This window comes from Isoptericola sp. NPDC055063, assembly GCF_053608125.1.
Genome location: NZ_JBSGUW010000004.1, coordinates 147,982 through 159,952, shown reverse-complemented (window position 1 = coordinate 159,952; position 11,971 = coordinate 147,982). Strand labels below are relative to the sequence as shown.

At 74.5% G+C, this 11,971-nt stretch carries 9 protein-coding genes; 4 read left to right on the top strand and 5 right to left on the bottom strand.

What is annotated here, in order from left to right; translation table 11 throughout:
* The first annotated feature begins 131 nt into the window (after positions 1–131).
* Genes ACWF41_RS06415 through ACWF41_RS06405 form a run of 3 tightly spaced genes read left to right on the top strand, consistent with a single transcriptional unit; the run spans position 132 to position 4,884 of the window.
* The gene (locus ACWF41_RS06415; protein WP_380321558.1) at positions 132–2,168 is read left to right on the top strand and encodes an ABC1 kinase family protein; all 2,037 of its coding nucleotides are present in this window, start codon (positions 132–134) and stop codon (positions 2,166–2,168) included.
* A gap of 45 nt (positions 2,169–2,213) precedes the next feature.
* Positions 2,214–3,623 (top strand): cystathionine beta-synthase, encoded by a 1,410-nt coding sequence (locus ACWF41_RS06410; protein WP_380321561.1) that lies wholly within the window; start codon positions 2,214–2,216, stop codon positions 3,621–3,623.
* 25 nt (positions 3,624–3,648) lie between these two features.
* Positions 3,649–4,884: a cystathionine gamma-synthase gene (locus tag ACWF41_RS06405; RefSeq protein WP_380321564.1), complete on the top strand. Its 1,236-nt coding sequence runs from the start codon at positions 3,649–3,651 to the stop codon at positions 4,882–4,884.
* 12 nt (positions 4,885–4,896) lie between these two features.
* Here ACWF41_RS06405 and ACWF41_RS06400 read toward each other — a convergent pair whose 3' ends face one another.
* From ACWF41_RS06400 to ACWF41_RS06390, 3 genes are all read right to left on the bottom strand, one after another.
* Positions 4,897–5,778 (bottom strand): universal stress protein, encoded by an 882-nt coding sequence (locus ACWF41_RS06400; RefSeq protein ID WP_380321567.1) that lies wholly within the window; start codon positions 5,776–5,778, stop codon positions 4,897–4,899.
* Between the two features lie 113 nt (positions 5,779–5,891).
* Positions 5,892–6,458: a hypothetical protein gene (locus ACWF41_RS06395; protein WP_380321570.1), complete on the bottom strand. Its 567-nt coding sequence runs from the start codon at positions 6,456–6,458 to the stop codon at positions 5,892–5,894.
* 13 nt (positions 6,459–6,471) lie between these two features.
* A complete protein-coding gene (locus ACWF41_RS06390; protein WP_380321573.1) occupies positions 6,472–7,167 on the bottom strand; it encodes a hypothetical protein in 696 nt (231 codons plus the stop codon).
* Positions 7,168–7,375: 208 nt separating this feature from the next.
* On the opposite strand from ACWF41_RS06390, the gene ACWF41_RS06385 reads away from it, so the two are divergent.
* Positions 7,376–9,943, top strand: coding sequence for an ATP-dependent Clp protease ATP-binding subunit (locus ACWF41_RS06385; RefSeq protein ID WP_380321576.1), 2,568 nt, complete (start codon positions 7,376–7,378; stop codon positions 9,941–9,943).
* A gap of 202 nt (positions 9,944–10,145) precedes the next feature.
* Here ACWF41_RS06385 and ACWF41_RS06380 read toward each other — a convergent pair whose 3' ends face one another.
* Both ACWF41_RS06380 and ACWF41_RS06375 read right to left on the bottom strand, forming a co-directional pair.
* A complete protein-coding gene (locus ACWF41_RS06380; protein ID WP_380321579.1) occupies positions 10,146–10,826 on the bottom strand; it encodes an HAD hydrolase-like protein in 681 nt (226 codons plus the stop codon).
* A 62-nt stretch (positions 10,827–10,888) separates the two neighbouring features.
* Positions 10,889–11,893, bottom strand: coding sequence for an NAD-dependent epimerase/dehydratase family protein (locus ACWF41_RS06375; protein ID WP_380321582.1), 1,005 nt, complete (start codon positions 11,891–11,893; stop codon positions 10,889–10,891).
* Positions 11,894–11,971: the final 78 nt, after the last annotated feature.

Sequence of the window (11,971 nt, the reverse complement as noted above, 5' to 3'; positions counted from 1 at the left end):
CCCTCCGCCCCACAGACCCACCCCCGCCCGCCCCTCCCCTTCCCTCCGGACGCCTCCCCCCCCCCCCCCTCCTTTTTTCCCCCACGACGGCGGAGGGTCGCGTCGGGAAGAGTGGGCGCCATGGAGCGGGCATGGACGCGGTAGGCGGGGTGGTCGGCGGGTTCTTCGCGTTCGTGTCGACGGTGGCGATGCTGGCGCTGCTGGCGTGGACGGCGCGGCGCGTGATGGGCGCGCCGGTGGGCTGGATCCGCGCGGCGCTGGTCTCGCTCGTCGCGATCACGGGGGCGTCCGCCGCGCTGACCGGCGGGCTGCGCGCCGCCGGGTGGTGGGACGACGACGGCGTGCTGGCCGTGGACCCGGGGGTCGCGTTCGTCGCGATCGTCGTCGTGTTCGCGTGGGCGTTCGTGTTGGGGCTGTGCGTGCTCCTCGTCCTGGAGCTGCTGGTGCCCACCGGCACGTTGCCCACGCCGTGGCGCGCGGTGCGGCGGCTGCGGCAGGGGCGCCGCGAGACGCGCCGGTACGCGCAGGTCGTGACGATCGCCGTGCGGCACGGGCTCGGGGGCGCCTTCCGTCGCACGCGCGGCGCCGACGGCGGGACGGCGTCGCGGTCGGACCTGCACCGGCTCGCGCTCGGGCTGCGCGACACCCTCACCGACGCGGGCGTCACCTTCGTGAAGTTCGGTCAGATGCTCTCCACCCGCCGCGACCTGCTGCCCGACGCGATCACCGAGACGCTCGCGACGCTGCAGAGCGACGTCCCGCCCGCGCCGTGGGAGCAGGTGGAACCGCTGGTGGAGGCTGGGCTCGGCCGGCCGGTGGCCGAGGTGTTCGCCGCGTTCGACCCCCAGCCGCTGGCTTCCGCGTCCGTCGGGCAGGTGCACGCCGCGCGGCTGCTCGACGGCCGCGAGGTCGTGGTCAAGGTGCAGCGTCCCGGCGCGCGCGAGCAGGTGGCCGTGGACCTCGCCATCCTGGGCCGCCTCGCGCGCCGCGTGGAACGGGACACGGCGTGGGGCCGCTCGCTCGGCGTCGTCGCGCTGGCCGACGGGTTCGCCGCCTCGCTGCGCGAGGAGCTGGACTACGCGGTCGAGGCGGAGAACACGCGGGCACTGCGCGCCGCGCTCGACGTCGTGACGCACGACGGTGCGTCGTCGGGCCCGCTGGTCGTGGTGCCGCAGGTGGTCGACGGGCCGTCGGGGGACACGCTGCTGGTCCTGGAGCGGCTCGACGGCGTCCCCGTGGGCCGGGCGCAGGACCTCCTGGCCGCGCTCGACGACGCGACCCGCACTGACCTCGCCGACCGGATGCTGCGGGCCGCGCTCGAACAGCTCCTGGTGGCCGGCACCTTTCACGCCGACCTGCACCCCGGCAACGTGCTCGTCACGGCCGACGGCGGCCTGGCGCTGCTCGACATGGGCTCGGTGGGCCGCCTCGGCGAGCCCGAGCGGATCGCCCTCGGCGCGCTGCTGCTCGCGATCGAGGGCGACGACGCCATCGCCGCGACCGACGCCCTGCTGGAGCTGCTCGACGCGCCCGCCGGGCTCGACGCGCGTCGGCTGGAGCGGGAGGTGGGGCAGCTGGTGCTGCGGTTCCGCGCGGGCGCCGGCGCCGGGGCCGTGTTCGCGGCGCTCGTGCGGCTGGTCACGTCGGCGGGCATCGCGGTGCCGCCGCAGGTCGCCGCGGCGTTCCGTACCTTCGCGTCGCTGGAGGGCACGCTCGACCTGCTGTGCCCCGGCTACGACCTCGTCGCCGCGGCCCGCGCCCAGGGTCAGCCGCTGCTCAACCGCCTGGTGACGCCGGCGACCGTGCGGCGCAAGGCCACCCAGCAGCTCCTCGGGTTCGCGCCCGAGCTGGAGCGCCTGCCCCGGCGCGTGACCGGCCTGCTGCGCGACCTCGAGGAGGGACGCTTCACCGTCACCGTCCGCGCGTTCTCCGACCCCGCCGACCGCGCGTTCCTGTCCGGGCTGGTGCAGCAGGTGATCATGACGCTCGTCGCCGTGGGCGCGGTGGTCGGCGCCGTCGTCCTGTTCGTCGCCGACGGGGGCCCGATGCTCGCGCCCGAGGTGTCGTGGTTCAGCGTGCTCGGCGCGGCGCTCGCGTTCGTCGGGACGGTGCTCGCGGTGCGGGTGCTGGTGTTCGCGTTCCGCGGCACGACGCGCGACCGCTGGTGAGCGCCCGCCGCTGGCGGCGCCGTCGGACGGGGGCATGATCGGGACATGAGATACGCGGAGCACATCTCCGAGCTCGTCGGGCACACCCCGCTCGTCCGGCTGACCCGTGTCACGGAGGGCCTGAGCGCGACGATCCTCGCTAAGGTCGAGTACGTGAACCCCGGCGGCTCGGTCAAGGACCGCATCGCGCTGAAGATGATCGAGGCGGCCGAGGCCTCGGGCGCGCTGCGGCCGGGCGGCACGATCGTCGAGCCGACGTCGGGCAACACGGGCGTGGGCCTCGCCCTCGTCGCGCAGCGCAAGGGCTACGACTGCGTGTTCGTCTGCCCGGACAAGGTGAGCGAGGACAAGCGGGACGTGCTGCGCGCCTACGGCGCGCGCGTCGTCGTGACGCCCACCGCCGTGCCGCCCGACCACCCCGACTCGTACTACTCGGTCTCCGACCGGCTGGTCGCGGAGATCCCCGGCGCGTGGAAGCCCGACCAGTACGCCAACCCGAACGGGCCCCGGTCGCACTACGAGTCCACCGGCCCCGAGGTGTGGGCGGACACGGACGGCCGCGTGACGCACTTCGTCGCGGGTGTCGGCACCGGCGGCACGATCACCGGCACGGGCCGCTACCTCAAGGAGGTCTCCGCGGACCGCGCGGCCGCCGACGGCGGGCGGGTGCGCGTCGTCGGCGCCGACCCCGCCGGGTCGGTCTACTCCGGCGGCGACGGGCGTCCGTACCTCGTCGAGGGCGTGGGGGAGGACTTCTGGCCCGCGGCCTACGACCCGCGGGTGCCGGACGAGGTCATCGCCGTGACCGACGCGGACTCGTTCGCCATGACCCGGCGGCTGGCCCGTGAGGAGGGCCTGCTGGTGGGCGGGTCGTGCGGGATGGCGGTCCAGGCGGCGCTGCGCCTCGCGCGGCGGCTCGAGGACGAGGACGCGGCCGCGGCGGCGCGCGCCGTGATCGTCGTGCTGCTGCCCGACGGGGGGCGCGGGTACCTCTCGAAGATCTTCTCCGACACGTGGATGCGCTCGTACGGCTTCCTGCCCGACGAGCAGGGCGTGACCGCCGGCGACATCCTGCGCGCGAAGGACGGCCGCCTGCCCGACCTCGTGCACACGCACCCGAGCGAGACGGTGCGCGACGCGATCGAGATCCTCCGCGAGTACGGCGTCTCGCAGATGCCCGTGGTCGGGGCCGAACCGCCGGTGAAGATCGGCGAGGTGGCGGGCGCGGTGAGCGAGCGCGCGCTGCTCGACGCCGTGTTCGCCGGCCGCGCGGGCCTCGCGGACCGCGTCGACGCGCACATGCAGCCGCGCTTCCCGCTCATCGGCGCCGGCGAGGGCGTCGAGGCCGTGCGCGCCGCGCTGCACGACGACGACGCGCTGCTGGTCGTCGAGGACGGCGACCCGGTCGGCGTCCTCACCCGGCACGACCTCCTCGGGTTCGTCGCGGGCCGGTGACCGCGCCCGTGCGTACGCTGGCCGGGTGACCACGACGAGCGAGCACGGCGGCGAGCACCCCGACTGGACCACGACGGGCTTCTCGACGCGCGCGATCCACGCCGGCCAGGACCCGGACCCGACCACCGGCGCCGTGGTGCCGCCCATCCACCAGGTCTCCACCTACAAGCAGGACGGCGTGGGCGGCCTGCGCGGCGGGTACGAGTACTCCCGGTCGGCCAACCCCACGCGGACCGCGCTCGAGGAAGCCCTCGCCGCGGCGGAGTCGGGCGGGCTCGACGTGCCCGCCCGCGGGTTCGCGTTCGCCTCGGGCCTGGCCGCCGAGGACACGCTGCTGCGCGCGGTGCTGCGCCCGGGGGACCACGTGGTGGTGCCCGACGACGCGTACGGCGGCACCTACCGGCTGGTCGCCCGGGTGTTCGGCCCGTGGGGGATCGAGCACACGCCGGTCGACCTCACCGACGTCGCCGCCGTCCGTGCCGCGGTGCGGCCCGAGACCCGGGTGCTGTGGGTCGAGACGCCCACCAACCCGCTCCTCGGCGTCAGCGACCTGGCGGCGCTCGCGGGCGTCGCGCGCGAGGCCGGTGCCCTCCTCGTCGTCGACAACACGTTCGCCACCCCGTACCTGCAGCAGCCGCTCGCGCTCGGCGCCGACGTCGTCGTGCACTCGACGACCAAGTACATCGGCGGGCACAGTGACGTCGTCGGGGGAGCGCTCGTCGTCGGGGCGGGCGCGGTGCTGCCGGGCGGCCTCGAGTCGCCCGCGGGGGGCACGGACGTCGCCGGCGCCGTCGGCTTCCACCAGAACTCCTCGGGCGCCGTCGCGGGCCCGTTCGACGCCTGGCTCACGCTGCGTGGGCTCAAGACGCTCGCCGTGCGCATGGACCGCCACCAGGCGAACGCGGCCGCGGTCGCGGACTTCCTCGCCGGGCACCCCGCGGTGGCCGCGGTGATCTACCCGGGCCTCGCGTCCCACCCGGGCCACGAGGTCGCCGCCCGTCAGATGCGCGGCTTCGGCGGCATGGTCTCGTTCCGGGCGGGCAGCGAGGCGAGGGCGCTCGACGTGTGCGCGCGGACGCGGGTCTTCACGCTCGCCGAGTCGCTCGGCGGCGTGGAGTCCCTCGTCGAGCACCCCGGCCGGATGACGCACGGCTCGGTCGCCGGGACGTCGCTCGAGGTCCCGGACGACCTGGTGCGCCTCTCGGTCGGGATCGAGGACGTGGAGGACCTGGTCGCGGACCTCGACCAGGCGCTCGCCTGACGGCGGCGGGCGTCAGCCGCGCACCACGGTGACGGGGCAGGGGCCGAAGTCGAGCACCTGGCGGCTGACGGAGCCGAGCAGCAGCCGGTCGAAGCCGCCGAGGCCGCGCGCCCCGACGACGAGCCGATCGGCGCCCTGGGCCGCGAGCACGAGCTGCTTGGCCGCCTGCCCGTGCGCGATGCGGCGCACGAGGCGCTCGGGCGGCAGCGTCGACCCGGCGGCGCGGACCGCCTCGGCGAGGGAGTCGGTGGCGAACTTCTCGTAGTCCTCGATGGGCGGCGCCCAACCCCAGGACCCGGGCAGCGGGGCCAGCGTGGTGATCTGCCAGGCGAAGATCGCCTCGACCGACGCGCCCGTGCGGCCCGCGACCTCGCACGCGTGCCGCAGCGCGGCCACGCTCGGGGCGGACGTGTCCACGCCGACGACGATGCGCGGCGCCTGGCCGTCCGCAGCGGCCGCGTCGTCGGGCTCGCCGTCCGGGTCGCCGTGGCGCACCACGGTGACGGGCACGCGGGCGTGCTCGACGACGGTCGTGGAGACCGAGCCCAGCACCGCGCGGCCCAGGCGGCCCCGGCGTCGCCGGCCGAGGACCAGCATGTCGGCGTCCTCGCCGAGCTCGAGCAGGGCGTCGGCCGCGGGCCCCGGGCGTGCGACGACGGAGCCGTCCACCTCCAGCCCGGTGCGGGCTCGGGCGGCGTCGAGCAGGCCCTGCGCCTCCTCGCGCGCCGGCGCGAGCGCCACCTCGTGCGCGGCGGCGCTGGCCCCCTTGCCCGCACCCGCGGTCACCATGACCACCGTCAGGGGCACGGCCGCCGACGCGGCCTCGCCCACCGCCCAGTCCAGGGCCTCGTCCGACTCGGCCGACCCGTTCACCCCGACCACGATGCCGCGCATCGGTCACCCCGACTCTCTCGTCGCGTGGCGCCGCCCGTCGCGGGACGACGCGCCCTGGTCTGCAGGATAGGTCGGGCCCCGCCCCGCGTCAGGGCGGGGCGGCGGGACATCGATCACGCGCCGGCGTCGTGATGCCGTCGTGGCGGGTCGTCCGGACCTGCGGGGGGCTCGGCGAGGGCCGCCGCGTACGCGCGCGGGTCGGCCCGCGTCTGCTCGGCGACCAGGACCGTCCCGGGAGCGAGCCGGCGCAGGTAGCCGGTCGCGATGGGCAGGACGAAGACCCTGCGCAGGGCCGTGGCGGCGTCGCCGGCGAGGGCCTCCGGCGGTGCCTCCCGGTGGCCGACCGCCTCGACCTCGGCGCGGGCGATCCGCTCGGCGTGCCCGCTCGCCCAGGCCGACACCACGTGCGGGTCGGGGACGTCGTCGGGCCGCGTCACCCACCACGGGTCGGGCCGCGGGCCGCCGCCGAGCGACGCGAGGGCCTCGGTCCATCGGACGTCCCACTCGGGCGCGAGGGCCTCGCGGGGCCGCGGTGTGCCGGGGAGGGCGGCCGGCTGACCGACCGCGGCCGGGACGTCGGGCGCGACGCCGAGCCGCCACAGCGCCCGCAGGTACAGCAGGTGCAGGAGCGGCTTGGGCACGTCGAGCGTCAGCGGCTCGGGCGGCGACCGGTGGCGCACGACGACGGCCCGCTCAGTCGCCCGCGGGCGGCGGGTCCTCGCTGCCGCGGCGGCGCCGCGGCTTCCCGGTCAGGAGGTCGTCCACCTGCTGCGTCACGACCTCCACCCGGTCGACCAGGTCCGCCGGGCCGGTGATCACGAGGGCGCGGTCGGCCGCCGCCACGTACACGGCGGTGGTGTCGCGGGCGGTGACGCGCACGCAGGCGGTGTCCTCGCCGTCGACGGCGAACGTGCCCTCGTCGAGGGGCGCCTCGTCCACCTCGGCGACGAGGGCGCGCATGGCGCTGCGGTAGTCCTGGAAGGAGTCGGCGAAGTCGGGCGTGCCGCCGGCGGTCCCGCCCTCGGCGCCCGAGGGGTCCGGCTCGACGGGCGCGGCGATGTCTGCGTGGAGCGGGGCGGCGAGGGCGCCGCTGCACGCGGCCCGCACGACGTCCTCGACGTCGTCGTCCGGCACGCGGGTGCGGAGCGTCTCGACCTCGAGCGCCTCCCCGGTGAAGGACCGGTAGGCGCGCACGAAGCGCTCGCACGTCGGGTCGTCGCTGTCGGCGAGGCCGGTGAGGGACTCGTCCTCCAGGTCGAGGCCCCAGGTGAGGGGGTCGCGGACCTCGCCCACGACCCCGGAGAACTGCGCCAGGCGGGCGTCGTCCCCGTTCCAGGGCCGCGGGCCCGTGCCTCCCGACGTCCCCGGCTGCTGCTCGATCTCGTCCATCGGTAACCCCCTGGTTGGCGACGACCGCCTTTCCCCGAGCGTGGACCGCTGCCCCCGCGGCTGGCAACGTGGCACGCCGTCACGCCCCTGGCGAACATGGGCTTACCGAGGGGCTTCGGCGAGTTGGGAGCGCATAGAGTCGTAGCGGTCAGGCTGTAGCCGTCATTCCGACGGGGTGCAGGTAACGCCGCTCGTGAGGGAGCAGCACATGTTCGAGAGATTCACCGACCGAGCCCGTCGGGTGGTCGTCCTTGCTCAGGAAGAGGCAAGGATGCTCAACCACAACTACATCGGTACCGAGCACATCCTGCTCGGTCTCATCCACGAGGGTGAGGGCGTCGCCGCGAAGGCCCTGGAGTCGCTGGGGATCTCGCTCGACGGCGTCCGCACCCAGGTCACCGAGATCATCGGCGAGGGCCAGCAGGCCCCGAGCGGGCACATCCCGTTCACGCCGCGCGCCAAGAAGGTGCTGGAGCTGTCGCTCCGCGAGGCGCTGCAGCTCGGCCACAACTACATCGGCACCGAGCACATCCTGCTCGGCCTCATCCGCGAGGGCGAGGGCGTCGCCGCGCAGGTGCTCACCAAGATGGGCGCCGACCTGAACAAGGTGCGCCAGCAGGTCATCCAGCTGCTGAGCGGCTACCAGGGCAAGGAGCCCGTGGCCGCCGGCGGTCCGCAGGAGGGGCAGCCGTCCGGCTCCGCCGTCCTCGACCAGTTCGGCCGCAACCTCACCCAGGCCGCGCGCGAGGGCAAGCTCGACCCGGTCATCGGCCGCTCGACGGAGATCGAGCGCGTCATGCAGGTGCTGAGCCGCCGCACCAAGAACAACCCCGTGCTGATCGGCGAGCCGGGCGTCGGCAAGACGGCCGTCGTCGAGGGCCTCGCCCAGGACATCGTGCGCGGCGACGTGCCCGAGACGCTGAAGGACAAGCAGCTCTACACGCTCGACCTCGGTGCCCTGGTCGCGGGCTCCCGCTACCGCGGTGACTTCGAGGAGCGCCTGAAGAAGGTGCTCAAGGAGATCCGCACCCGCGGCGACATCATCCTGTTCATCGACGAGATCCACACGCTCGTCGGGGCGGGCGCCGCCGAGGGCGCGATCGACGCGGCGAGCATCCTCAAGCCGATGCTGGCCCGCGGCGAGCTGCAGACCATCGGCGCGACCACGCTCGACGAGTACCGCAAGTACGTCGAGAAGGACCCGGCCCTGGAGCGCCGCTTCCAGCCGATCCAGGTCAACGAGCCGTCTCTCGAGCACGCCATCGAGATCCTCAAGGGCCTGCGCGACCGCTACGAGGCGCACCACCGCGTGTCCATCACGGACTCCGCGCTGGTCTCCGCCGCGCAGCTCGCCGACCGGTACATCAACGACCGGTACCTGCCGGACAAGGCGATCGACCTGATCGACGAGGCCGGCGCGCGCCTGCGGATCCGTCGCATGACGGCGCCGCCGGAGCTCAAGGCCCTCGACGAGCAGATCGCCGAGGCGCGCCGCGACAAGGAGTCGGCGATCGACGAGCAGGACTTCGAGAAGGCCGCCGGGCTGCGGGACAAGGAGAAGCAGCTCACCGCCCAGCGCGCCGACAAGGAGAAGGCCTGGAAGTCGGGCGACCTCGACTCCGTCGCGGAGGTCGACGACGAGCTCATCGCCGAGGTGCTGGCGATGTCGACCGGCATCCCGGTCGTCAAGCTCACCGAGGAGGAGTCCTCCAAGCTCCTGCACATGGAGGACGAGCTGCACAAGCGCGTCATCGGCCAGGACACCGCCATCAAGGCCCTGTCCCAGGCGATCCGTCGCACGCGTGCCGGCCTCAAGGACCCGAAGCGTCCCGGTGGCTCGTTCATCTTCGCCGGCCCCACGGGCGTCGGGAAGACGGAGCTGGCCAAGGCGCTCGCCGAGTTCCTCTTCGGGGACGAGGACGCGCTGATCCAGCTCGACATGTCCGAGTTCTCGGAGAAGCACACCGTGTCGCGGCTGTTCGGCTCGCCCCCCGGGTACGTCGGCTACGACGAGGGCGGCCAGCTGACGGAGAAGGTGCGTCGCAAGCCGTTCTCGGTGGTCCTGTTCGACGAGGTCGAGAAGGCCCACGCGGACATCTTCAACTCGCTGCTGCAGGTGCTCGAGGACGGTCGCCTGACCGACTCGCAGGGCCGGGTGGTCGACTTCAAGAACACCGTGATCATCATGACCACGAACCTCGGCACGCGGGACATCGCCAAGGGCGTGCAGACCGGCTTCAACGCCGGCGGCGACCTGGTGACCTCCTACGAGCGCATGAAGGCGAAGGTCAACGAGGAGCTCAAGCAGCACTTCCGGCCGGAGTTCCTCAACCGCGTCGACGACGTGGTGGTCTTCCCGCAGCTCTCGCAGGACGAGATCATCGAGATCGTCGACCTGGAGATCGCCAAGCTCAACAAGCGGATGCGCGACCGGGACATGGGCATCGAGCTCACCCCCGCCGCGAAGACGCTGCTGGCGGAGAAGGGCTACGACCCGGTGCTCGGCGCCCGTCCACTGAAGCGGGCCATCCAGCGGGAGATCGAGGACACCCTGTCCGAGAAGATCCTGTTCGGCGAGCTCAAGGCCGGCGACCTCGTGCTGGTCGACGGCGAGGGCGAGGGCATCCTCGGGGAGTTCACGTTCCGCGGGGTCCCGAAGGGCGAGCACGAGCGCGGGCCGGTCTCGGTCGGCGCGACGGCGGCGCTCGACGCCCCCACCGGCGTCTCGGTGCACGACCTGCCGCCGACGGGCCAGATGCAGGCCGGCGCGGAGTGACGCGCTGACCCGCAAGGCCTGACGGCTGACGACGAGGGCCCCGGATCCACCAGGATCCGGGGCCCTTCGTCGTACCCGGCTCCCGACCTGTCAGGGCCAGGTGCACCTCTACCTGCGCGTGGCCCTGACAACTCGTCGGGGGGCGGGACTTGTCACGGCCAGGACCACGAAGACGTTCGCGTGGCCCGGACAGGTCGCGGGGTCAGCGCAGGCGGGAGAGGACGGCGTCCGCCAGGTCGGCGACGTCGTCGACCAGCACGGCGGCGCCGGCGTGCTCCAGCTCGCCGGGCGCGGCGTAGCCCCAGGTGACGCCGAGGCAGCGGATGCCGTGCTCGGCGGCGCCGTGGACGTCGTGCTCGCGGTCGCCGACCATGAGGACCGGTCCGTCGGCCGGGTCCACGGGGGAGGTGCGGCCCAGCGCGGCGAGCGACTTGGCGATGACGTCCGCCTTGGTCGACGTGCCCTCGTCGAGCGGCGCGCCGAAGACGCCGTCCACCAGCTCCGTGAGCCCGAAGCGGTCGCAGATGGGCTTGGCGTAGACCTCGGGCTTGGAGGTCGCGACGGCCAGCGTGCACCCCGCCGCCCGCAGCGCGCGCAGCACCTCGGGGATGCCGTCGAACACCCGGTTGTCGTACATGCCGCCCGCCGCGAAGACGTCCCGGTACGCGCGCACGGCCTCGTCGACCCGGTCGACGGGGACGCCGTGCTCGGGGAACGACGCGGTGATCGGCGGGCCGACGAACGAGCGCAGCGTGGCGTCGTCCGGCACCGGCAGCCCGAGGGCGCCGTACGCGTGCCGGATGCCCGCGACGATGCCGGGCGCGGAGTCGGTGAGCGTGCCGTCGAGGTCGAGCAGGACGAGCGGGGCGGGGGAGCGGGTCACCCCGGCAGGGTACGTGGGCGCGTCCGCCGCCCGCCCGGGGCGGCCGGGCGTCGGACGAGGTGTCAGACCGAGCGCGCGTGGGCGACGAGCCGGTCGAACGCGGCGTCCAGGGCGTCGTCGACGCGCCGGGCCTCCGGGTGGGCGTCCAGCCACGCGACCTGCTCGACCGCGGCCTGGTCGTACGTGATCGTCGTGCCGAACTCAGGGACCAGGGCCTGCACCTTGGCGCAGTCGAAGAGCATCGTGTGCGCCTTGTCGCCAAGGAGTCCGGGCCCGGCGTCGGGCAGCACGCGTGCGATCGTCTCGGACGCGACGTGCACCAGCTCCGGCTCGGGGGCGCCGGCGGCCGCGGCGAGCCAGCGGTACACCTGGTCCCACGTGGGGGCGTGCGTCCCCATGATCTGGAACGTGTCGCCGATCGCGCCCGGGTGCCCCAGCAGGCCCACGAAGCCGACGGCGAAGTCCTCCGTGTGCGTCAACGTCCACAGCGAGGTGCCGTCGCCGTGCACGACGACGGGGCGGCCCTCGCGCATCCGCGCGACGTCGGTCCAACCGCCCAGGGTGGGCAGCCCCGTGCGGTCGTAGGTGTGCGACGGGCGCACGATCGTCGCGGGGAAGCCGTGGTCGCGCGATGCGCGCACGAGCACGTCCTCGCACGCGATCTTGTCGCGCGAGTACTGCCAGAACGGGTTGCGCAGGGGCGTGGACTCCGTGACCGGGAGCCGCTCGGGCGGCGTCTGGTACGCCGAGGCCGAGGAGATGAAGACGTACTGCCCGGTGCGCCCGGCGAAGCGCTCGACGTCGTGCGCCACGTGGCCCGCCCCGAACGCCAGGAACTGCGCGACGACGTCGAAGTCGCGGCCCGCGGGCGCGGCGTCGACGGCGTCGTCGTCGTGCACGTCCGCGACGAGGGTCTCGACCTCCGGCGGCAGCGGCCGCGCGGTGGACGTGCCGCGGTTGAGGACCGTGACCCGGTGGCCCAGGCGGACGGCGCGGGCGACGCTCGCGGCGCTGATCACGCCGGAGCCGCCGATGAACAGGATGTCGCGAGGAGTGCGCAGGCTCATGGCGCCATCGTGCCCGAGTTTCGCGCCCGCGCGCCGCGCCGTCGCCGTCGGACCGGTGACCGTTCCGGGCGGGGATCC

Bases quoted from the DNA above. Each gene is read 5' to 3' on its own strand.
- ACWF41_RS06415 (WP_380321558.1), top strand. From the start codon at position 132: ATGGACGCGGTAGGCGGGGTGGTCGGCGGGTTCTTCGCGTTCGTGTCG.
- ACWF41_RS06410 (WP_380321561.1), top strand. From the start codon at position 2,214: ATGAGATACGCGGAGCACATCTCCGAGCTCGTCGGGCACACCCCGCTC.
- ACWF41_RS06400 (WP_380321567.1), bottom strand. From the start codon at position 5,778: ATGCGCGGCATCGTGGTCGGGGTGAACGGGTCGGCCGAGTCGGACGAG.
- ACWF41_RS06390 (WP_380321573.1), bottom strand. From the start codon at position 7,167: ATGGACGAGATCGAGCAGCAGCCGGGGACGTCGGGAGGCACGGGCCCG.
- ACWF41_RS06385 (WP_380321576.1), top strand. From the start codon at position 7,376: ATGTTCGAGAGATTCACCGACCGAGCCCGTCGGGTGGTCGTCCTTGCT.
- ACWF41_RS06375 (WP_380321582.1), bottom strand. From the start codon at position 11,893: ATGAGCCTGCGCACTCCTCGCGACATCCTGTTCATCGGCGGCTCCGGC.